Genomic DNA, 22,465 nt, shown 5'->3' on the forward strand with positions numbered 1-22,465 from the left:
AAATGACTATAGCTCAAATCATCACGCTGATTGTAGCGGTTGTCTTAATCGGCTTTATCCTCTGGTGGTTCTTCGGCAAACACCAAGAAGCCGTTGGTACTGCCAGTGTTGATCAAGGCGTTCAAGAAGCAAATATCGTTGTTAAAGGCGGCTATTCCCCTTCTACCGTTGTTTTAAAACAAGGAGTTCCTGCAAAGGTTAACTTCGATATGAATGATTCAACAGCATGTTTGTCTCACGTTGTTTTTGAACAACTTGGTGTTGATAAAGATTTAACTAAGCAAAAAATTACTACTATTGATATTCCCACTGACAAGAAAGGCACTTATAACTTTGCTTGTGGTATGGATATGTTTCATGGAAAGGTTGTTGTTAAATAATGAGTATTTTTTCAAAGAATCAAACTAAAAAAGTTGTTGTTAATGCTAAGAATCATGGCTACAAGCCAGAAGTTGTTACCTTTAAGCAAGGTAAGCCAGCTCAATTAAAATTTATCCCATCAGACAACATGGGCTGTATGAATGAAGTTGTCTCAAAGGATCTGAATTTCGATACTAAACTCGACGGTCAAAAAGAAGTAACGATCGATATTCCAACTGATAAACCTGGCACTTACAACTACGCATGTGGCATGGACATGTTTCATGGTAAAGTGGTGGTCAAATAATGAAGCTTTCTAACATTAAGCGGTTCTGGATTTCCTTTATCCTTTCAATCCCAATGCTCATCCAAATGTTTGCCATGCCGTTTCACTGGATGATGCCGGGATATAATTGGATCGCTTTTATCACGACCACTATTATTATGACAATCTCGGCTGCGCCTTACTGGTCTAGTGCTTGGGCTGCTTTTAAGCATCACCAGGCAAACATGAACACTCTGGTTGCAGTTGGTACTTCTGTTGCCTATTTCTACAGTATTTTTGCCATGTTTACTAGCCGTGAAGTTTACTTTGAAAGTGCTGCGTTTGTAACGGTCTTCGTTTTACTTGGGGATGCAATGGAAGAAAAGATGCACAACAATGCATCTAATGCCCTAGCCAAATTGATCGATTTGCAAGCAAAGGATGCCGAAGTTGAGCGTAACGGTGAATTTGTTAAGGTGCCACTTGATCAGGTGAAGCCAGGCGACATTATTCGCGTTAAGCCAGGTGAAAAAGTTCCGGTAGATGGCGTGATTGTTGACGGTTCAACTACTATTAACGAATCAATGGTTACCGGTGAAAGCATGCCTGTTACTAAGAAAAAGGGTGACGAAGTTGTTGGTTCAACTATTAATACCAATGGAACTTTTACCTTTAAGGCAACTAAGGTCGGCAGCGATACTATGCTTGCTCAAATTGTCGATTTGGTGAAAAAAGCGCAAACTAGCCATGCACCTATCCAGAACTTAACAGATAAGATTTCTAACATCTTTGTACCGGCTGTTTTAATCATCGCGATTATTACCTTCGTTATCTGGTACGTATTCTTAGGCGCTACAATCGTTAATGCCATGCTCTTTGCCGTTTCTGTAGTAGTGATAGCATGTCCGTGTGCATTGGGTTTAGCAACTCCAACAGCTTTAATGGTTGGTACTACACGTAGCGCTAAGATGGGCGTTTTAATTAAGAACGGTGAAGTCCTTGAAGAAGTTAGCGATATTGATACTGTTGTTTTTGATAAAACCGGTACGATCACTGTTGGTAAGCCTCAAGTTACCGATATCATTGGTGATGAAAAACAAGTATTAACGATCGCTGCTAGCCTTGAAGAAAACTCAGAACACCCTCTTGCTACAGCTATTGTTAAAAAAGCTAAATTAGATAATATTGCCCTAGCAGCCGTAAAGAATTTTGCTGCAATTGAGGGTAAGGGCGTTAAGGCTAACTATGGTAAGCAAGAAGCTTTTGTAGGTAGCGATAAACTGCTTGAAGATATCATTATTTCCCAGGAAATGAAGAAAAAGGCTATCCAGTTACAAAAAGAAGCTAAAACTGTCGTTTACGTTGGTCTAGGTCAAGATATTATTGGCTTAGTTGCTATTCAAGATGTACCTAAGCCTAGTTCAAAAAAGGCCATTGCAGAACTTAAGAAGCGTGGTTTAAGAACCGTCATGCTTACCGGTGATAATCAAAATGTTGCGGAAGCCATTGGTAAAGAAGTCGGCATTGACCAAGTAATTGCTGGTGTTCTACCAACTGAAAAAGCTAATGAAATCAAGAAGCTGCAGGATGCTGGTAGAGTAGTAGCATTTGTTGGTGATGGGATCAATGATGCTCCTGCTTTGTCTACGGCTAATGTTGGTATTGCTATGGGATCAGGGACAGATATCGCAATTGAATCAGGTGGTATCGTCCTCGTCCAAAACGATTTAATGGGCGTTGTGAAGGCACTAGAGATTTCTAAGAAGACTTTCAATAGAATTAAATTAAATCTGTTCTGGGCCCTGATTTACAACACTATTGGTATTCCTATTGCTGCCGGCCTGTTTATGGGATTAGGTTTAACTCTTAGCCCAGAACTAGCAGGACTTGCTATGGCCTTCAGTTCAGTTTCAGTTGTAACTAGTTCATTGCTATTGAATAAAACAAAAATTGCAGGTGCTTAATGAACGAAAAACCAGATTTAACATCTGGTTTTTATTTTGTCTTTTTGCAGGTTTTTTAATCTTTTGTTAACATTATATTATTATATTAATAAAGGAGTTGATGAATAAGCAAGCTGTGCTTGCTCTTATGGAAAATAATACCCAAACTACACGCGAAAAAATTATCAAAACTAAAAAGAATTATAAACGTGCTCCGTTGATGCCGGTTCATTTAAGAGTAATGATTGCTGTTATCTTAGGTCAAATAGCCTGTGGCTATGCCTTGGGCATCAGTGGTACAGCACTTTCAAATGCCGCTAAATATATTGACATTAGCGATTTATGGACCGGTTTAATCGGAGCTGGTTCATTGATTGGATTAGCTGGTAGTCTTTTAATAGGACGACTTTCTGATAAAATTGGTCGCCGTCAGTTATTAATGATCAATATGTATATTCTGGCAGGATTAACCCTAATTCACTTATTGACAGCTAATTTATTATTGACCTTCATCATTAGAATCGGAATCGGATTAATGATTGCTGTTGATTATACTGTTGGTAATGCTTTATTAACAGAATGGTTACCTAAAGGTGAGGATAGTAAGCGCCAAAGTCATTTATTGATCTATTGGACAATCGGTTTCATCTTATCCTATATAGTTGGTACTCTCATTACTGGCTTGGGCGCTTATACTTGGCAACTGATTATAGCTACCGGTGCCGTTCCAGCAATTATTACCGCTTTATTCCGAAGTTTCTTTCCGCTTCCCGCTTCTCCTACTTGGCTCGCAAGTAAAGGTAAAGTTAAGAAAGCAAACAAAATCATTAGTAAACACATGGGACACAAATGGCGCTTGCCTAAACGATTTATGAAAAAGAAAGCGCCTAAAGATATTGCCTGGGGAATTTTATTCTCTAAGAAATATTTACGCCGCACTTTAGTTGGTGGTATCTTTTATGCTTGTCAAGCATTTTCATTCTTTGGTATTAGTATTTTCTTACCAATTTTGCTTAGCAGCATAAATATTACAGGTGGCAGCATCTCCGGAATCATTTACAATGGCGGTATGTTTGTCGGCGTTCTATTCGGTATCTTTATTTTTAATAAAATTAGTCGCCGTACATTTTTAGTTGGCAATTTTTTAACTTCAGCTGTTTTAATTGGTATTATGGCTTTAGTACCTGGGTTAGATTCAATGATTAAATTATCCATTTTCACTATTTTTGCGATTATCCTTTCATCAGGATTAGTGCTTGATTACCCATATCCCACTGAATTATTTGGCATTAAAGTACGTGGGACAGGAGTTGGTACGTGCATTACAATTAGCCGTTTTGGTGCAGCCGCTGGTACATTTTTATTACCGGTTCTAACCAATATTGGTGGTGCAAAATTAGCTATGTTAGTTTGTGCAATTGTATTGCTCTTCGCATTTATCGTTTGTCTTATCTGGGCACCAGAAACATCACCGAAATTTATTAAAGCTGAACAAAATAATAATTAATTATCATAAAAAGACAGATGCATCTTCGCATCTGTCTTTTTTACTTCTTATCTTTCTTCTTTTTATCTTTAGAATCCTTATCAAGCAATTCTTCTGGATCCTTGTGTTTTGGCGTCTTTTTTGGATCTGGAACGGTCGCAAAACGATCAAGCATCTTTTGTAAATTATTAGGGTTGTCAAAAGTTAATCCCATAACTCATCTTCCTTTCGTTTTCCTCATTATATAAAAATTAATAAGCTACTAGCAACTTATTTAATTACTTATGATCAATGAAACGCTGCATTTTTATCATTTCTGAGCCAGCCAAATCAACACTAATTAGATCATCATAATTATGGTCACTAATCTCGCCTAAATCATATTCAGTTAAGATTTTTAAATCAAAGCCTTCATCGCCACGATCAGCAATTAAGCCCAATCGATCTGGATAATGATAAATAGAATCACTGATTTTTATCACATGACCATCAGGCCAATTCTCAATTACCTCGGTGATTGACTTTATCGGGCCATTAAGATTAAGTGATCGTTCCAAATAGTCAGGATCAAAGCTATGATTTTTCTGTTGCCAATTTACTAAATAATTAAAATAGTTCAGTCTTTCTGATTCTTCCGTAACGTGCGCAACATGACTCCGAGCTATCACGGCAATAGATTCTACTTGTCCCAATTCATTTAAGCTCTCAAGCAAAATATTATCTTCATCATACTTAAGCACTTTACCAATCACAAAATTACCAAATTGATCATCGAAAGTATAATCAAAATAAATTTCTACTAATTTTAATTCATTAAACTCATAATTTTGCTTTTGCTTCAAATAATGAATAAATAAATTATTATCTATGCTGTTTACGTCAACACAAACAATATCTTGAAGAGGAATAACCGTAGCAAAATGTTCAATAGAAGTGTCGTTCTTTTCTAAAATACGGACTTCTTTTTTATCAAGCTGTGTAATCAAACCAGTGTAAGTTACGCCGGTATCAACCTCAAAAGTTACAAAAGGCTGCGCATCAGCAACATTGATCAGTAAGTCATAAATATCAGTGAAATCCCAGTTCTTTACTGAACTATTTAAGTGCCCCATGTCAAATGGATCCTTAATTTCAGTTGTCGCATAATAATGCAACACTGGTGTGTCGTCCTCTATTTTGGCTATTTGATCTTCCTTGATAAAAACAATTCCGCCTTGATTGCCAGTTTGATCAACTGATTCTAAAACGATCCAACCATGTTCACGTGCCACAATTTGACCAATATAGTAGGAATTTGCATCAATAAAAGTAATGCTCTCATCCCCATCCAAATTATATTTTTCTTGATCAGCATTCAATGTAACTTGCACTAATTTGTTCACGTCTATCCCTCTTTTCTGTATAAGTTCAAGTATCCACTAAGAAACATTTTTCTGCAAGAAAAACAGCGGCATCTATTGATGCCGCTTAATCTCATTTACCCATCAAGTTCAACGCCTTGCAGCTGTTTCATCTTACTATAAACTGCACCACGTTGACTTGAGTCAAATTCCAGAATTAACATATCGCCACCGCGAATAACCGTTTGTCCATTAGGAATAATTTCATCCCCATCACGGCGAATAGTACTTACACGCGTATCTTCAGGCCACTTAATCTCGGATACCTTTTTGTCAACTAATCTAGAGCTCTCATAAACCGGTAGAACCATTCGATCAGCTTGGCCAGTATAATTAACCTTACGATCACTATGCTTGTCCATAGCGGCCGCTAAGAGGCCGTAAATTGGTTTTCCGCCAAGAAGTTCATCAACTAGCAGCGCAATAAATGCTACAACAGCAAGTGGCATTAAATGTAGCAATGAGCCAACCATTTCAGTAATCAAAATAATTGCGGTAAATGGTGCGCGAATAATTGCGGCGAAATAGCCAGCCATTGAAAAGATTACTAAGTTAACTACTAAACGCTGAGGCAATAGTCCAAGTTGAACCATGAACAAACCATAAGTAGCACCAATTAAAGCACCCATGGTCAAAATTGGCAAAAAGATACCACTTGGTAAACCAGAGTCATAGGCCACGATTGAAAAGACAATTCTCATGACATAATAGAACGCCAACAGGCCAACTAATCCCCATCCACTTTGTGTAATTATATGGGGCATTGCCAAAATCAAGCGGTTACCAGGACCTGTAATTAATGGCCAGAAGTAGGCTATTGGAATTAAGATTGCCAAAGGGATTAAGCCATGAAGCCAGTGAGGCAAAAACGTGATTTTTGCATAAACTTTTTTCAAACTAAACAGTCCGACTTTGTATAAATGGCCTAGAACACCTAATAAGATCCCTAAAATAATCAAGTGCCAATAGAGCACAATTGGGAATGAATGATTATATAAAATTCCAAGCGCTGGATGGATACCGAATAAATTGGAAACCACAAAGTTGGAAGCAATTGCTCCAGCTAATGCATTCATCCAAACAAGTGGAGAGAAATTATGGAAAACTTCTTCTAATACAAACAATGCTCCACTAAGAGGTGCACCAAATGCAGCAGATAGACCACTAGCGGCACCGGTTGCTAACAAAATTCGTGAATTAAGCTTATTTTGCTTAAAGCCTTGGCCTACACCCTGGCCGATGGTTGAGCCGAGTTGTAATGAAGGGCCTTCTGGTCCCAAGAACAAACCTGTACCAATTACCAGAATACCCCCTATTAGCTTACGCCATAAGATTGGGAACCATTGCAGAGATAACTTTCCTTGAAGCTGTAATTTTACTTCAGGAATACCTGATCCTCCAACATGAGGATATTGTTTTACAAAATACCCTGCAATTACGGCTACGGCGATAAAGCCTATAATAATCACAATAAACCATAATGGATTGCTGTGAGCTAATTGAAATAAATGCAGCCAAAAACCTGACGTTTTTTCAATTCCAAATCTAAATAGCCCAACTACTATACCAGTAAAGATACCAACTACTAACGCTTGTAAAAGTAGTTTTATATTGGTTTTATTTCCCTCGTCTTTCATATAACCCTCTCTTTAATTGAACAATCACGACAAACTCTATTGTACAATAAAAAACCAGCTAAGATTTAGCTGGTTTTTGGTTTCATGTGAAACAGATTTATTATTTTTCTTCATACCATTCAGTATGGAATGTACCTTCACGATCATTTCTTTGGTAAGTATGTGCACCAAAGTAGTCACGTTGACCTTGAATAAGGTTAGCTGGTAAATCTGGGTTAAAGATTGATTCTAAGTAGTTAAGAGCTGCACTTAAAGTTGGAGTTGGTACGCCAGCCTTAGTAGCGAATTCAACTGACTTTCTCAAAGCTGGAAGGTTTTCTTCCATTAACTTTCTGAAGTAGTCATCTTGGAACAAGTTCATGAGCTTGTTGCCTTTAGAATACGCATTTTCGATATCTTTAAGCATTGCAGAACGAATAATGCAGCCTGCTTCCCAATCTTGAGCAATTGACTTGTAGCGCAGGTCCCAATCATAAGCTTCGGCAGCCATGGTTAATTGTTGGAAGCCTTGTGCGTATGCGACAGCTTGAGCTAATTGCAAAGTCTTTTCGAATTCATCCACTAAATCGTCAGGAATTGCACCCTTGTACTCAAACTTAGCTTGCTTAATACCGCTCTTCACTGCTAAATGAGCTTGCTTACTCATGAAACGAGCCATAACAGCTTCAGCTACGACAGTTACTGGAGCGCCAAGTGCAACACCGTCTTCAAGCATCCAGTTACCGGTACCCTTGTATGAAGCAACATTTAAGATATGGTCGATAACGTGATCTGAAGTTAAATCATCCTTTTGAGCTAATACTTTAGAAGTGATTTCACTAAGGTATGCTTCAACCTTACCATGGTTCCACTTGTCAAAAATTGCGGACATCTCATCATCACTCTTATGAGCAACATCACGAAGTAAGTTGTAAACTTCTGAGAATTCTTGCATGATACCATATTCGATACCATTGTGAACCATCTTTACATAGTGACCAGCACCTTCAGGACCCATGTAGCTTACACAAGGCTTGCCTTCCTTGTTCTTAGCAGCAATTGCTTCAAGAATTGGAGCAACCTTTTCATAAGCTGCTTCATCACCACCGGGCATAAGAGCTGGACCGTTAAGGGCACCCTCTTCACCGCCGGACACACCCATACCGATAAAGTGAATACCATGCTTTTCCATTTCATGGTAGCGACGGTTAGTATCGTGGTAGTTTGAGTTACCGCCATCGATTAAAATATCGCCCTTATCCAGCAATGGGAGCAATTTTTGCAAGGTTTGATCCACTGGATCACCAGCCATAATTTGGATCAAAATCTTGCGTGGCTTTTCGAGTGAATTAACAAATTCTTCCCATGTATAACATGGCTTCAACTTATCATCTTCATATTTTGCAAAAGCATCAACTTCTGGTTTATCAATTGAAAAGCCAGAAACTGAGAAGCCGTGATTTCTAACGTTTAAAGCGAGGTTTTTACCCATAACGGATAAACCGATAACGCCGAATTGTTGCATATCTTTAACATCCTCCATTTAATCAAAATTCATCATGTTTTATTATACTTTTTAAAGACAAAAAAGCGAAATTAAAAGACCGCTCTTTAGTCATTCCCTGGGAAATATTGCTACAAAAAAAGCGAGATTTTCATCTCGCTTTTTTGGTCAATTGAATTATAACTAATTAGAAATTAGTGTTGTGACGCACCGGAAACTGTATCAGGAGCAGTATCTTCTTCTGGTTCTGGTTCTTCATGTTGAGATGCACCTGTTGCAGCGTCAGCTTCCAAGCCATACTTTTCAGCAAAGTAGCTGAATGGCTTCAAGTCTTCGGCTTGATACTTCTTGACGAATGCAGGATCGTCAAGTGAGTTCAATTCAGTTGAGTAAGGCATTTCGTGGGTGTACTTAACATCAATCAACATTGGGCCATCCATCTTCTTGAATTCGTCAACTGCTTCTTCGAATTCTTTCTTAGTGCGTACAGTAACGCCCTTCACGTTCATACCTTCAGCAACCTTAGCCCAGTCGTTGTCAGGGATAATAACACCTGATAATGGTTGGTTAGATTCATCCTCTTGTTCAGCTTGAATGTAACCTAAAGTTTCATTAGTGAAGATAATGTTCAAAACATGCATGTTGTAGCGTGCCATAGTGAGTAATTCTTGGTTCATCATAGCAAAGCCACCATCACCAGCTAATTGCCATACTTCACGGTCTGGGTAAACAGTTGCAGCCATTAAGGCAGCTGGAGCACCGTAGCCCATTGTTGCGTGCAAGCCTGAAGTAGTCCACTTTTGATCATCATGCAAGTTCAAAAGACGGCATGAGTCAACGTTAACGTTACCAACATCGATTGCAAAGATAGCATTGTCATCAGCCTTCTTGTTGATTACATCCCAGATTGGTTCTGGACGTACAGGCATTTCATCTGAATTCTTAAAGCTATCTTGCCAAGCATCCCAATTCTCACGGTCTGCAATAGCAGCCTTGTAAAGTGGTGATTCGCTTCTAGTTTCACCAGCGTCAATAATTGCTCTCAATGCCTTCTTAGCATCAGCTAACATTGATACATCAGTTGAGTGACGCTTGCCAAACTTAGCTGGATCAACATCAATTTGAATTACCTTGGCATCCTTAGGGAACCATAATACTGAGAATGGTGAGTTATTGCCAACCCAAACAACTAAGTCAGTTGCACCTTGAACTTCTTGTGCGGCCTTTGGTCCAATACGACCGATGGTACCCATGTATGCTGGAAACTTGTCTTCTACGATACCTTTGCCTAAGTATGATGACATAATTGGAGTCTTGAATTTTTCGGCAAATTCCTTAACTTCATCACCGGCATCTTTAGCGCCTAAACCAATGTACATGGTTGGGTTCTTAGCTTCCTTCAAAAGCTTAACAGCTTCATCAACTGAAGTCTTAGTTGGTGCTGGGTAGTTTGGCTCTGGATGAGCATCCTTGTTTACACGGAAGTTATCCTCAATCTTTTGCCAACCGTAGTCCTTAGGAATGATTAAAACTGCAGGACCTTTTCTTGCGTAGGCTTGACGGATAGCTTCGTCAGTCAATACTGGAATAAGCTCTGGAGTCTTAGCTGAAGCGCACCAAACGCTAGCGTCTAAGAACCATTTATCTTCATCAAAAGCTTGGAAGAAGTCGATATCTTGTCTGCTAGTTGGAACGTTAGCTACAATAGCTACCATTGGTGTCTTATCAAACTTAGCATCGTATAAACCGTTAAATAAGTGAGCAGCACCAGGACCAGCTGAACCGAAACATACACCCAACTTGCCTGTTACCTTATATTCTGATGATGCAGCAAGTGCGCCAGCTTCTTCGTGACGTACTTCGATAAATTTCATCTTATCTCTGAAGTCATAGATGGCATTCATACTTGAGTCGAATGAACCACCTGGGAAACCATAGATGTGGTCAATTCCCCAATCATAAATAACTTTAAGCATTGCATCAGAACCATTAATTTTTGTCATTATAAGTACATCTCCTTAACTTTTCGTTTCTTTCATAATGTATTAAAACACATTTTTTCACATTTTTAAAACGTTAAAAGCGTTGTTATTATGCAAATGAAAACGCTTTTTAAAAATAATCATTTCACAAAGATAGATAAATTTAGACTTATATATCACTCGTTGGTAGCGTTTTCTATTGTGATTTCATAAACATTATTATACTAAAAATCATTTATTTTATATACATTTATTATTACTTATAGTCAAAATTTAAAGAAAAATTTTTTCTTTTTATTCAATCGTCTATTTTTTAGGTTGCGAGTTATTTCAAAAGGGCATGAAAAAAGCATAGTGGCAGTATTTGTCAACTATGCTTTTTACTTATTCATTTTATTTGTTTACTTTGGAATAGCGACCATTTTGAATATAAACACTCAAGATAGCTAAATCAGCTGGGTTTACCCCCGAAATACGTTCGGCCTGAGCTAAAGTCTCAGGACGAATCTTTTCAAATTTCTGACGAGCCTCAGTCGCTAATCCTTCAATCATCTCGTAATCGATATCAGCAGGAATCTTCTTAGCTTCCTGTCTCTTTAAACGAGCAATTCTGGTTTCTTCTTTCTTAATGTAACCAGCGTACTTGATCCCAATCTCTACTTGCTCTTTGACATAACGGTCACCATCGATCTTTTCGCCAGTGAGTCGTTCGATATCATCGATCTTAACATGTGGACGGCGTAAGAAGACGTCTGCCTTTACGCCGGCTTTCATTGGTTCCTGGCCGATACTCTTCAGATATTGCTGAACATTATCAGTCAAGTGGACCGTAATTTCATGCAATCTAGCTTTTGCATCCCTAATAGCTTGCTTCTTTTCTTCGAACTTCTTATAGCGTTCATCAGAAATCAAACCAAGTTCGTGACCGTATTCGGTCAAGCGCAAATCTGCATTATCATGACGTAAAATCAAACGATATTCGGCACGACTAGTGAGCAAACGATATGGTTCATTAGTACCCTTAGTTACCAAATCATCAATCAAAACACCGATATAAGCATCGTTTCGTCCCAAGGTAAAGCCAGGCTTGTCTTGTGCGCTTAGTGCAGCGTTAATCCCAGCAATCAAACCTTGCCCAGCGGCTTCTTCATAGCCTGACGTACCATTCATCTGTCCAGCAGTAAATAAGTGCTTGATGTTCTTAGTCTCAAGAGTGTGCTTTAATTGCCATGGTTCAACCACATCATATTCAATTGCATAACCTGGGCGCATCATCTCAGCGTGTTCAAGTCCCGCAACTGAGTGAACCATTTTAAGCTGAATTTCTTCAGGCATTGAAGTTGAAAAGTCGCCTACATAAACTTCTTTAGTAGTTCTACCTTCTGGTTCAAGGAAAATTTGATGACGATCTTTATCGGCAAAACGAACCACCTTATCTTCAATAGAAGGACAATAACGAGGGCCCACTCCCTTGATAATCCCACTAAACATTGGTGCTCGATCAAGATTATCACGAATAATTTCATGGGTACCGTTGTTGGTGTAAGTCATCCAGCAAGAGATTTGATTCTTCAAATAGTCGACGTCTTTACTTTCATATGAGAAATGACGAGGAGTTTTATCACCAGGCTCTTCTTCAGTCTTGGAGTAGTCAATCGTATTACCGTTAACACGTGGAGGAGTACCGGTCTTAAAACGACGAAGCTTAAAACCAAGTTTTTCAAGGTTTTCTGACAACTTGATTGAAGGAGTTGTGTTGTTAGGACCTGAAGAATAAGTAAGTTCACCAATAATAATTTTGCCGCGTGCTGCAGTACCGGTAGTCAACACAACGCTTTTAGCATGGTATTTTGCACCTGTATTGGTAATTACACCTTTGCAAACGCCGTCTTCTACTACTAATTGATCTACAATTGCCTGACGCAAAGTTAAATTAGGCGTATTTTCAATAGTATCCTTCATATGCTCATGATATTGCCACTTATCAGCTTGGGCACGAAGAGCACGTACGGCTGGACCCTTACCGGTATTCAACATTCTCATTTGAATATAAGTAGCGTCAATGTTTTTACCCATTTGTCCGCCCAAAGCGTCAATTTCACGAACCACGGTCCCTTTAGCAGGACCACCAACTGATGGGTTACATGGCATAAAGGCAACCATATCCAAACCAATAGTCACAAGCAAGGTCTTTTGCCCCATATGTGCACTTGCCAATGCTGCTTCACACCCTGCGTGACCTGCTCCAACAACAATTACATCATATTCATTTGAATCATATGTTTTAATCATATTCTTCCCCTACTTTCCTAAACAGAATTGACTAAACAATTGCGTTACCAGTTCATCTGGCGCGCTTTCTCCAGTGATTTCGCCTAAAGTATCCCAAGCTCCAGTGAAATCAATTTGCGCGATATCTACTGGGATGCCATCATCAACTGCTTGCACTACATCCTGCAATTCTTTTTTAGCCTTAACTAAAAGTGATGTTTGACGCTGGTTAGTAACCATTACTTGATCATTAGAATTTTCGATACCAGCAAAGAATAGTTTATTGATTAATTCTTCTAATTTATCAAGATTTTGCTCTTTCAAAATTGAGGTTAAAATAACGTCGCTGCCAGTTTGCTTCTTCATTTCATCAACTGTTATCTTTTGTCCTAAATCAGACTTATTCAAGACAATAATTCTCTTTTTGTTCTTAGTTTCTTCAATTAAAGCTCTATCTTCAGCTGTTAATTCTTGACTAGCATCTATCAACAAAAGTACTAGATCAGCACGATCTAGCGCCTTCTTTGATCTTTCTACCCCGATTTTTTCAACCTTATCGTCTGTATGGTGAATTCCGGCAGTATCAATTAATTCTAGCGGTACTCCTTTTACAGACACATATTCTTCAAGGGTATCTCTAGTGGTTCCAGCTACATCGGTTACAATTGCCTTATCACTTTGAGTCAAATAATTAAGCAATGATGACTTACCCACATTAGGGCGACCGACAATTGCGGTCGCAAGACCATTACGCAAGATTTTACCCTCTTGCGCAGTCTTCAATAGTCGATCTATTTTCTTAATTACTGATTTAGCAGTATCAGACATTTGCTTGGCAGTAACAGTATCGGCATCATACTCTGGATAATCAATATTTACCTCTACATTAGCCAGAGTATCCAAAATCTCCTGTCTCATAGCTTGAATTTTATGCAAAAGCCCCCCAGCAAGCTGCCCCACAGCAACTTGACGCGCTTTATCTGTTTTAGCACGAACAATGTCCATCACACTTTCAGCCTGAGTTAAATCAATTCTGCCATTAACAAAGGCACGCTTAGTAAATTCACCTGGATCAGCCATACGAGCGCCATGACTTAATAAAAGTTGCAAAATATGATTTGTAACTACGATCCCACCGTGACAATTGATTTCAACAATATCCTCACGCGTAAAAGTCTTGGGCGCACGCAATACTGTGACCATTGATTCATCGATAGTTTTACCAGTGTCAGGATCAATAATATGACCATAATGAATAGTATGGGTTGGCACTTTAGTTAAATCTGCACCTTTAAAAACTTCATTTGCAATTTTTATTGCTTCTTCACCGGACATCCGCACAATAGAAATTCCCCCTTCGCCAATTGGGGTGGAAATTGCTGCAATTGTATCGAATTCTGTTAAAGTATGAGCCATAATTTCACCTTTTCTTAATAAAAAAAGCGCATTATGCCATCACGAATAAACATGATGGATAAAGCACTTTGACTACTTTATCTAAAAATCATTTTTAGATTGATATTCTTTTATTATCTCTTTTTGCGTCCTAAACGCTTATATGTTTTTCTTATCTTGCGTTTGCGTTCGCGTTCAGCTTCTGCCTTAGCTTCTTGCTCTTTCTTAAATTTAATAGGATTTTGCAAGATAAAGGTTTGAACTGCCTGGAACAAGTTAGAAATAACCCAGTAAAGTGTAATTGCTGATTGGAAACTTAGTGCCATTACACCTACCATGATTGACATTCCGTAAGTCATTACCTTAGTCATACCATTTTGAGCTGACTGAGGTGTTGCTAATTGACTAATATATGTAGACAAGAAAGTGAAAACCATTGCCAAAATCGGCATGATGAAATATGGATCTGGTTTACTTAAATCCATCCATAAAAACCGCCCCGTTTGCAATTGTGGTGTACGTTGAATCGCACCAAACAATGCATACATAACAGGCAATTGAATTAAAACAGGTAAACAACCAGTATATGGATTTACTCCTGCTTCCTTATATAGTTTATTAGTTTCTTGTTGTAATAGTGTCCTTGATTCAGTGTCACGTCCTGGATATTTCTTACGTAACTCATTAAGTTGCGGCTGGATACTTTGCATCTTTGTTGTACTTCTAATTGAAATAGCATTCAAAGGTAACAAAATGACACGAACAATAATAGTAAAGACAATAATTGCCCAACCATAGCTATTGCTCATTAACTTAGCTAACCACAAAATGAAAGCTGACATGTAATAAACAATCCATCTGTCCCACCAATTTCCACTGTTATGAGAAACTGGTGCAGAATAGCCATTTGCGCCCTGAGTTGCACATCCTGTCAAAACAACAGTAAGTGTCACCAAAGCCATAACAGCTAATAGACGTTTGACATTTCTCTTGGTCAGAATGTCCTTCAATCTAATTTTCCTCAACTTCATCTGGCATTTCTTCAATAATATGAGCCAAAGCTAATGCATGAAGCAAGTTTTTTCGTACTTTGACCATATCAAAATTACGAGCATAAGGCCGGGTAATGATTAAAAAATCAGCATGTGGATCAATCTCCAACTTTTTTTCATCAATTACGGCCCGAATATAACGCTTGAGTCGATTACGTGCAACTGCAGTATGCCCAACCTTCTTGCCAACAGAAATACCTACACGAAAGTGCTTGTTTTCTGCTTTTTCTACCTTATAGATGACAAAAGCACGGTTAGCTACTGAATTACCAGACTCGAAAACTTGCTGGAAATCTTTTTCAGATTTTACTCGATAAGACTTTCTCAAAACGTTTCATTCCACTCTATGTAGACTAAAAAAACCACTGGGATTCAGTGGTTTAAGCAGATAAGACTTTTCTACCCTTTGCGCGGCGTCTTGCTAAAACCTTACGGCCATTTGATGTGCTCATACGTTTCATAAAGCCATGAACACGTGAACGGTGACGCTTCTTAGGTTGGTAAGTTCTCTTAGTTGTCATTGTAAACTGCACCTCCATAAAATCTTTGTGCTAAATACACAATTTCTTATTAAGAATAGCACGAATAGCCGCAAAAACCAAGTATTTATTTAAAAAAGCATTCATGATTCATTCAAAAATAAATCCCTTAAACAGCATTTTTATGTGGATAAAAAAATAAATATTTTTTCACACGAAGTAATTCACAAGATAATTCCCAATGTTTTCCACATCCCACAGGATGTTAAAAATTAAATTCACACCATGTGGATAACGCATATGGTAATGCGCTTAAATTACTGCTACAATAGCAAAAGTAATCCACATGTCAACTGTGCATAAATTAACCTTTTGATTTGTATCATGTCAAAATGTGCATATCAGTATTAAAATAATCCACAGACTGTTAATCATGTTAATTACTTTTACTCTTGTGGAAAACTTTTATATAAAATGATACACTTAATGTGCTTTTTACTATTGGGGGAATGCACATTGTTCGACATTGAAAAATTCTGGCAACATTTTAACGATGAGATGCGGGCTCGTTTTAATGAAGTTGCTTATAATGCATGGTTTAAAAATACTAAGCCTATTTCTTACAATAAAAATACACATGAATTGAAAATCTTAGTTCAAAATCCTGTTGCAAAGGGGTATTGGGAGAAAAATTTATCTTCACAACTGATTCAATCGGCCTATGGTTACGCCGGAATTGAAATATTACCTGTATTTCAGATAACTGAAAATAGCGAAAGTCCTGAACGGATCGTCACACCCGAGCCCAAACATGATATTCAACTACAACAAGAAAAAAGAGCACCTAGACAATTCACCAAAAATTTAAAATTAAACGAAAAATATACCTTTGATAATTTCGTTCAAGGTGAGGGAAACAAATTAGCTGCCGGCGCCGCATTGGCTGTAGCAGACAGTCCTGGTAGCTTTTACAATCCACTCTTTATTTTTGGTGGTGTTGGTCTTGGAAAAACACACTTAATGCAGGCAATCGGTCACCAAATGTTAGCCGAACGTCCTAATGCAAAAGTAGTCTATATACAGAGTGAAACTTTCGTTAATGATTTTATTAATTCCATAAAAAATAAAACGCAAGACCAATTCCGCGAAAAATACAGAACTTGTGACTTGCTGTTAGTCGACGATATTCAATTTTTTGCAAAAAAAGAAGGTATTCAAGAAGAATTCTTCCATACCTTTGAGACTCTATATAATGATCAAAAGCAAATCGTGATGACCAGTGATCGCTTACCAACTGAAATTTCCGATTTGTCCGAGCGTTTAGTTTCTCGATTTACATGGGGGTTACAGGTTGAAATTACACCTCCAGATCTTGAAACACGAATTGCAATTTTACGCAGGAAGGCAGAAGCAGAGGGCTTAGTCATTGATGACAACACTCTCGATTACATAGCCTCACAAGTAGACACTAATATTAGAGAACTTGAAGGTGCACTTGTTAAAGTTCAAGCATATGCAACTATTGAAAAAGCAGACATAAATACAAATTTAGCTCGAGAGGCTCTTGTTGATCTAAAATTAGTCAAAAAAAATCGCGGGTTACAGATATCTAAAATCCAGGAAGTAGTCGCAAATTATTTCCAAACTTCAACTGCCGAATTAAAGGGTAAAAAGCGTGTACGGCAGATTGTAGTACCAAGACAAATAGCGATGTACTTATCTCGTGAGTTAACTGATGCTAGTCTACCAAAAATTGGACAAGAATTTGGCGGCAAAGATCATACCACGGTAATGCATGCATATGATAAAATCGATAAGCAAATAAAAACAGATACAGAAATAAAAAGTGCTGTGTTTGATTTGAAACAAATGCTTGAGCATTAATTATCCACTGTGGATAACTTTAAGAGTTTTACACATAGTTTTTAACCGTTTCAATTCCGTTATTTTAAGGCTTCTATTGAGTTTTCAACAAAATTCACAGACCCTACTACTACTAATTAAATATATAATTAATATAAGTAACTTAGGAGGACAACAATGAAATTTACAATTAATCGTAATCTGTTTATAGAAAACTTGAACAATGTAATGCGGGCTATTTCCTCAAGAGCAACTATTCCTATTCTTAGTGGTATTAAGTTAGACTTGACCGAAACAGAATTAACCTTAACAGGTAGCGATACAGACATTTCAATTGAAATAAAGATACCTGTAAACGAAGACTTAAATGTGGAATCTACAGGTTCAATTGTTCTGCCTGCTAGATTCTTCAGTGAAATTGTTAAGAAATTACCAGGTAAAGACTTTTCATTTGAAGTAAAAGAAAGTTTCCAAACTCAAATCGTATCTGAAAATAGTGAATTTACAATTAATGGCTTAGATGCAAATAATTATCCACGTTTACCTGAAATCCCTGATAATGCCGCATTTACTATTTCTGGCAAAACTTTCCGTGAAATTATTAATGAAACGCAATTTGCCACATCTAACGATCAAACGAGAGCTGTTCTTACAGGTGTTCGTTTCTTCTTTAATCCAACCAACATTAAGGCAGTCGCAACTGATTCTCACCGTTTATCACAGAGAACTATTACTTTAGAAAACGGACCTCAAGCAGAAACCGATCTGATTATCCCTGGTAAAAGTTTGCAAGAATTAGCTAGAATTATTGGAGAAACTGATCCAGAAGTAAAAATTTGCCCTGGTGATAACCAAGCATTGTTTGTAATTGGCAATCTTTCATTCTATTCACGTTTGCTTGATGGCAATTATCCTGACACTGATCGTTTAATTCCAACTGAAAAAACTACTAGTGTTGAATTTGATATTTCAGAATTATCTAGTGCACTTGAACGTGCAAGTTTGTTAACACACGCGGGCCGCAATAACGTAGTAACTTTAACTTTGGATACTACGAACCAAACTGCAAAGTTATCTGGTAAATCCGCAGAAATTGGTAATGTAGAAGAAGATGTAAGTTTCAGGAACTTGGAAGGAAATGACTTACAAATTTCATTCAACCCCGATTACATGCGTGATGCACTTAGAGCTTCTATTACCGATTCTGTAGTAATGAGTTTTACTAAGCCACTGCGTCCATTCGTCATTAATCCAGATAAAGATGATATTGAATTTGTTCAATTAATTACACCAGTTAGAACCTACTAATTAAGTACACAAAATTTAGGTATTAAAAAACTGCCCCATCGTGGGCAGTTTTTATTTGTTTTTCTGTTAAATGCTAAAAATCGACGCTCTAGTATTTTTTATTCGGGACAGTGTGATCAGGTTATTTGCAAAAAAACCGCAGAAAACGCCTTAAATAGCGGTTTAAGTTTGTTATTTGTTATGAAAACTAATATAATTATATAGGTAAAAAGAGTATTGAAGGTGAACATCATCAAATATTTTACAATTGTTGGCGACTGTATAACTTTAGGGCAATTCCTTAAAGAAGAGAGCGTTGTTTCGTCAGGCGGACAAGCTAAATTTTATCTCCAAGATAATCCAGTAACTTTAAATGGAGCACTTGAGAATCGTAGAGGTAAAAAAATTCGCGTTGGAGATCATTTGCTAGTTAATGGGCAAGAATATGAATTTCGGCGGGAAGAGTAATGTATCTTGATCATTTTGTAGTTCAAAATTTTCGTAATTTAAAAAAGCTTGATATCGATTTTGATCCTAACGTCAATATTTTTATTGGCAAAAATGCGCAGGGAAAAACCAATCTTTTGGAAGCAATATATTTTTTAGCGTTGACTAGATCCCATAGAACCAATTCTGATAAAGAATTAATAGGTTTTGGTGGCGAATACACCAATTTGCTTGGTCATGTGCAAAAAAGCCAGGTTGATTTAACATTGCGTGTTTTGATCACCCAAAAGGGTAAAAAAGTATGGATTAATCGTGTTGAGCAAGCTAAGTTATCGAAGTATGTTGGCCAATTAAATGCAATTTTATTTTCTCCGGAGGATTTGGAGTTGATAAAGGGTGCTCCAGCCTTGCGGAGAAGATTTATGGACCAAGAATTCGGTCAAATAAATGCGGAATATTTATACTTTGCTAGTAAGTATCGGCAAGTTTTGCTTCAAAAAAATAATTATTTAAAGCAACTTGCCAAAGGAAAAACAAAAGATCAGGTCTTTTTGGATGTATTGTCAGATCAGCTTGCAGGTATTGCTGCAGAAGTGATTTTTCGTCGTTTTAAGTTTTTGCGATATTTAAGTCACTATGCTAGCGATGCATATGCACATATCAGTTTGGGTGGTGAGAAGCTAGCAATAGCGTACCACCCATCTGTTTCTACTATTGAAGCGGATGATACTGTTGAAGAGATTTATCAAAAAATACTAGCAAACTTTGAACGCAATAAAGCGATTGAAATGCGGAAGGGTACTACTACGTCTGGACCGCACCGAGACGATATTGAGTTTAAGCTCGATGGTAAAAATGCCCATTTATATGCTTCCCAGGGACAGCAACGTTCCATTGCTTTAAGTGTAAAGTTGGCAGAAATTCAGTTGATCCATCAATTAACTGATGAATATCCATTGTTGTTATTAGATGATGTGATGAGTGAGCTAGATCACACTCGTCAAAGTGCACTCCTTAATTATATTCATGGAAAGACTCAGACCTTTATCACTACAACAGATCTGGAAGGAATTTCCTGGGAAATAATTAAGAAGCCACGTGTGTACCACATTCAATCAGGCAAAATTAGTTTTGAGAAGGAGAATTAAATGGCTGATAATTCAAAGAAAAATCTTGATAAGGTCAAAAAATATGAAAAAGAGGCCGACAAGTATAATGCCAGTCAAATTCAAGTCTTAGGCGGCCTGGAGGCTGTTCGTAAGCGACCAGGTATGTATATCGGTTCGACTAGTTCTCAGGGATTGCACCACTTAGTGTGGGAAATTATTGATAACAGTATTGATGAACGACTTGCTGGTTTTGCTACCAAGATTGAAATTACTGTTAATGAGGATGGTAGTGTTACTGTTCAAGATGATGGTCGTGGTATCCCAGTAGATATTCAGAAAAAGACAGGTCGTCCAGCATTAGAGACTGTATTTACTGTACTTCACGCCGGTGGCAAATTCGGCGGTGGCGGATACAAGGTATCAGGTGGTTTACACGGTGTTGGTGCATCTGTTGTAAATGCTTTGTCCACTAAGCTTGATGTAACTGTCATGCGTGATGGTAAAAAGTATTTCATTGATTTTGATCACGGCCGTGTTAAGGATGATATGAAACAAATTGGTACTGTGCCACTTGATCAACATGGTACTATTGTTCATTTCTATCCAGATCCTGATATTTTTACTGAAACTACTACTTTTGATGACAAGATCTTAAAGAATAGAATTCGTGAACTTGCATTTTTAAACAAGGGATTAAAGCTTACTTTTACTGATAAACGTAAAGATAGTGCTGAAACCGACGTATACAAGTACGAAGGTGGTATTAAAGAATACGTTGCCTTTTTGAACAAAGGACAAGAAGTATTATTTGATGAACCAATCTATGTTGAAAGTACTTATAACGGTATTGATGTGGAAGTTGCTTTGCAATATACAAATGGCTATAAGACCACTTTGATGACTTTCGCTAATAATATCCACACCTATGAAGGTGGGATGCACGAGGCTGGTTTTAAGACTGCTTTAACTCGTGTAGTCAACGACTATGCGCACAAGGCTAAGATCTTAAAGGATAAGGATGACAATCTTTCTGGTGAAGATATCCGTGAAGGAATGACAGCTGTTGTTTCAGTTAAGCACCCAAGTCCTCAGTTTGAAGGTCAGACCAAGACTAAGTTGGGTAACTCAGATGCTAGAACAGCAGTAGATAAGTCATTCTCTGAGACTTTTAGCCGTTTCTTAATGGAAAATCCATCTGTTGGACGCAAGATTGTGGAAAAGGGACAACTTGCTGAACGTGCTAGAACAGCTGCTAAGCGTGCGCGTGAAGTTACCCGTAAAAAGTCCGGTTTGGAAATTGCAAACTTGCCAGGTAAATTAGCTGACAATACCAGTAATGATCCAAGTATTTCTGAATTATTTATCGTTGAGGGTAATTCGGCCGGTGGTTCAGCAAAACAAGGTAGATCTCGTTTGACCCAAGCAATTTTGCCAATCAGAGGTAAGATCTTGAACGTTGAAAAAGCTTCAATGGATCGTATTTTAGCTAACCAAGAAATCAGATCTTTATTTACAGCTTTGGGTACAGGCTTTGGTGCAGATTTTGATGTGTCTAAGGCTCGTTACCATAAGTTAATTATCATGACTGATGCCGATGTCGATGGTGCTCACATTAGAACTTTGCTTTTGACGCTGTTTTACAATTACATGCGTCCAATGATTGAAAAGGGATATGTATACATCGCTCGTCCACCTCTGTATCAAGTTCGTCAGGGTAAGGTAATTAAATATCTTGATACTGATGAAGAATTGCATGATTACTTAGGTAGTTTGCAACCAAGTCCTAAGCCAGTTGTACAGCGTTACAAGGGGTTAGGTGAAATGGACCCAGAACAATTATGGGAAACTACTATGAATCCAGAAAATAGACGTTTGGATCGAGTAAGTCCTGAATATGCCAAGGATGCGGATGCAGTCTTTGAACTTTTAATGGGTAATGAAGTTGCTCCAAGACGTGACTTTATTCAAAAGAATGCTAAATATGTTGAAAATTTGGATGCATAGGA

At 37.8% G+C, this 22,465-nt stretch carries 19 protein-coding genes; 9 read left to right on the forward strand and 10 right to left on the reverse strand.

The annotated features are described in order from the left end of the window. Positions 1–2: 2 nt before the first annotated feature. From FC37_RS08030 to FC37_RS08045, 4 genes are all read left to right on the forward strand, one after another. Complete coding sequence (locus FC37_RS08030) at positions 3–380, forward strand: cupredoxin domain-containing protein (protein WP_056945594.1); 378 nt, start codon at positions 3–5, stop codon at positions 378–380. Further along, positions 380–667 carry a cupredoxin domain-containing protein gene (locus FC37_RS08035; RefSeq protein WP_025006203.1) on the forward strand — a complete coding sequence of 96 codons (288 nt, stop codon included), beginning with the start codon at positions 380–382 and terminating at the stop codon, positions 665–667. Before FC37_RS08030 ends, FC37_RS08035 begins: the two co-directional genes overlap by 1 nt. Further along, positions 667–2,589 carry a copper-translocating P-type ATPase gene (locus tag FC37_RS08040; RefSeq protein ID WP_025006202.1) on the forward strand — a complete coding sequence of 641 codons (1,923 nt, stop codon included), beginning with the start codon at positions 667–669 and terminating at the stop codon, positions 2,587–2,589. Before FC37_RS08035 ends, FC37_RS08040 begins: the two co-directional genes overlap by 1 nt. Positions 2,590–2,716: 127 nt before the next feature. Beyond that, positions 2,717–4,075 carry an MFS transporter gene (locus FC37_RS08045; RefSeq protein WP_025006201.1) on the forward strand — a complete coding sequence of 453 codons (1,359 nt, stop codon included), beginning with the start codon at positions 2,717–2,719 and terminating at the stop codon, positions 4,073–4,075. Positions 4,076–4,115: 40 nt separating this feature from the next. On the opposite strand, the gene FC37_RS10505 is transcribed toward FC37_RS08045, so the two are convergent. From FC37_RS10505 to rpmH, 10 genes are all read right to left on the reverse strand, one after another. Further along, positions 4,116–4,268: an SPJ_0845 family protein gene (locus FC37_RS10505; protein ID WP_013642612.1), complete on the reverse strand. Its 153-nt coding sequence runs from the start codon at positions 4,266–4,268 to the stop codon at positions 4,116–4,118. Between the two features lie 64 nt (positions 4,269–4,332). After that, positions 4,333–5,436, reverse strand: coding sequence for a hypothetical protein (locus tag FC37_RS08050; protein WP_056945595.1), 1,104 nt, complete (start codon positions 5,434–5,436; stop codon positions 4,333–4,335). Between the two features lie 95 nt (positions 5,437–5,531). Then, entirely contained in the window at positions 5,532–7,091 is a 1,560-nt protein-coding gene (locus FC37_RS08055) for a ClC family H(+)/Cl(-) exchange transporter (protein WP_025006200.1), read from the reverse strand. Positions 7,092–7,191: 100 nt separating this feature from the next. Next, entirely contained in the window at positions 7,192–8,595 is a 1,404-nt protein-coding gene (gene gndA, locus FC37_RS08060; protein WP_025006199.1) for an NADP-dependent phosphogluconate dehydrogenase, read from the reverse strand. 173 nt (positions 8,596–8,768) lie between these two features. Then, positions 8,769–10,577, reverse strand: coding sequence for a pyruvate oxidase (spxB, locus tag FC37_RS08065; protein WP_025006198.1), 1,809 nt, complete (start codon positions 10,575–10,577; stop codon positions 8,769–8,771). Between the two features lie 372 nt (positions 10,578–10,949). Then, a complete protein-coding gene (gene mnmG / locus FC37_RS08070) occupies positions 10,950–12,848 on the reverse strand; it encodes a tRNA uridine-5-carboxymethylaminomethyl(34) synthesis enzyme MnmG (protein ID WP_025006197.1) in 1,899 nt (632 codons plus the stop codon). A gap of 9 nt (positions 12,849–12,857) precedes the next feature. Next, the gene (mnmE, locus tag FC37_RS08075; RefSeq protein ID WP_025006196.1) at positions 12,858–14,243 is read right to left on the reverse strand and encodes a tRNA uridine-5-carboxymethylaminomethyl(34) synthesis GTPase MnmE; all 1,386 of its coding nucleotides are present in this window, start codon (positions 14,241–14,243) and stop codon (positions 12,858–12,860) included. A 113-nt stretch (positions 14,244–14,356) separates the two neighbouring features. After that, positions 14,357–15,232: a YidC/Oxa1 family membrane protein insertase gene (locus tag FC37_RS08080; protein ID WP_025006195.1), complete on the reverse strand. Its 876-nt coding sequence runs from the start codon at positions 15,230–15,232 to the stop codon at positions 14,357–14,359. Position 15,233: 1 nt separating this feature from the next. Then, a complete protein-coding gene (gene rnpA, locus FC37_RS08085) occupies positions 15,234–15,602 on the reverse strand; it encodes a ribonuclease P protein component (RefSeq protein WP_025006194.1) in 369 nt (122 codons plus the stop codon). Positions 15,603–15,654: 52 nt separating this feature from the next. Continuing rightward, a complete protein-coding gene (gene rpmH, locus FC37_RS08090; RefSeq protein WP_003549412.1) occupies positions 15,655–15,795 on the reverse strand; it encodes a 50S ribosomal protein L34 in 141 nt (46 codons plus the stop codon). A gap of 474 nt (positions 15,796–16,269) precedes the next feature. Between rpmH and dnaA the strand changes: the two genes are divergently transcribed. From dnaA to gyrB, 5 genes are all read left to right on the forward strand, one after another. Next, complete coding sequence (gene dnaA, locus FC37_RS08095; RefSeq protein ID WP_056945596.1) at positions 16,270–17,637, forward strand: chromosomal replication initiator protein DnaA; 1,368 nt, start codon at positions 16,270–16,272, stop codon at positions 17,635–17,637. Between the two features lie 156 nt (positions 17,638–17,793). After that, positions 17,794–18,924: a DNA polymerase III subunit beta gene (gene dnaN / locus FC37_RS08100; protein ID WP_025006342.1), complete on the forward strand. Its 1,131-nt coding sequence runs from the start codon at positions 17,794–17,796 to the stop codon at positions 18,922–18,924. 222 nt (positions 18,925–19,146) lie between these two features. Beyond that, positions 19,147–19,371 carry a S4 domain-containing protein YaaA gene (gene yaaA, locus FC37_RS08105; protein ID WP_025006343.1) on the forward strand — a complete coding sequence of 75 codons (225 nt, stop codon included), beginning with the start codon at positions 19,147–19,149 and terminating at the stop codon, positions 19,369–19,371. Further along, positions 19,371–20,498, forward strand: a complete 1,128-nt coding sequence (gene recF / locus FC37_RS08110) for a DNA replication/repair protein RecF (RefSeq protein ID WP_025006344.1) — start codon at positions 19,371–19,373, stop codon at positions 20,496–20,498. The genes yaaA and recF overlap by 1 nt, the downstream gene beginning before the upstream one ends. Then, positions 20,499–22,463 (forward strand): DNA topoisomerase (ATP-hydrolyzing) subunit B, encoded by a 1,965-nt coding sequence (gene gyrB / locus FC37_RS08115; RefSeq protein WP_056945597.1) that lies wholly within the window; start codon positions 20,499–20,501, stop codon positions 22,461–22,463. It begins immediately after the preceding gene. Positions 22,464–22,465 lie beyond the last annotated feature (2 nt).

Source organism: Lactobacillus gallinarum DSM 10532 = JCM 2011, from assembly GCF_001434975.1.
Lineage (GTDB): Bacteria > Bacillota > Bacilli > Lactobacillales > Lactobacillaceae > Lactobacillus > Lactobacillus gallinarum.

Excerpts from the sequence above, each read along its gene's own strand:
- FC37_RS08030 (WP_056945594.1), top strand. The coding sequence starts at position 3 with ATGACTATAGCTCAAATCATCACGCTGATTGTAGCGGTTGTCTTAATC.
- FC37_RS08035 (WP_025006203.1), top strand. The coding sequence starts at position 380 with ATGAGTATTTTTTCAAAGAATCAAACTAAAAAAGTTGTTGTTAATGCT.
- FC37_RS08040 (WP_025006202.1), top strand. The coding sequence starts at position 667 with ATGAAGCTTTCTAACATTAAGCGGTTCTGGATTTCCTTTATCCTTTCA.
- FC37_RS08045 (WP_025006201.1), top strand. The coding sequence starts at position 2,717 with ATGGAAAATAATACCCAAACTACACGCGAAAAAATTATCAAAACTAAA.
- FC37_RS10505 (WP_013642612.1), bottom strand. The coding sequence starts at position 4,268 with ATGGGATTAACTTTTGACAACCCTAATAATTTACAAAAGATGCTTGAT.
- FC37_RS08055 (WP_025006200.1), bottom strand. The coding sequence starts at position 7,091 with ATGAAAGACGAGGGAAATAAAACCAATATAAAACTACTTTTACAAGCG.
- gndA (WP_025006199.1), bottom strand. The coding sequence starts at position 8,595 with ATGCAACAATTCGGCGTTATCGGTTTATCCGTTATGGGTAAAAACCTC.
- spxB (WP_025006198.1), bottom strand. The coding sequence starts at position 10,577 with ATGACAAAAATTAATGGTTCTGATGCAATGCTTAAAGTTATTTATGAT.
- mnmG (WP_025006197.1), bottom strand. The coding sequence starts at position 12,848 with ATGATTAAAACATATGATTCAAATGAATATGATGTAATTGTTGTTGGA.
- mnmE (WP_025006196.1), bottom strand. The coding sequence starts at position 14,243 with ATGGCTCATACTTTAACAGAATTCGATACAATTGCAGCAATTTCCACC.
- rpmH (WP_003549412.1), bottom strand. The coding sequence starts at position 15,795 with ATGACAACTAAGAGAACTTACCAACCTAAGAAGCGTCACCGTTCACGT.
- dnaN (WP_025006342.1), top strand. The coding sequence starts at position 17,794 with ATGAAATTTACAATTAATCGTAATCTGTTTATAGAAAACTTGAACAAT.
- recF (WP_025006344.1), top strand. The coding sequence starts at position 19,371 with ATGTATCTTGATCATTTTGTAGTTCAAAATTTTCGTAATTTAAAAAAG.
- gyrB (WP_056945597.1), top strand. The coding sequence starts at position 20,499 with ATGGCTGATAATTCAAAGAAAAATCTTGATAAGGTCAAAAAATATGAA.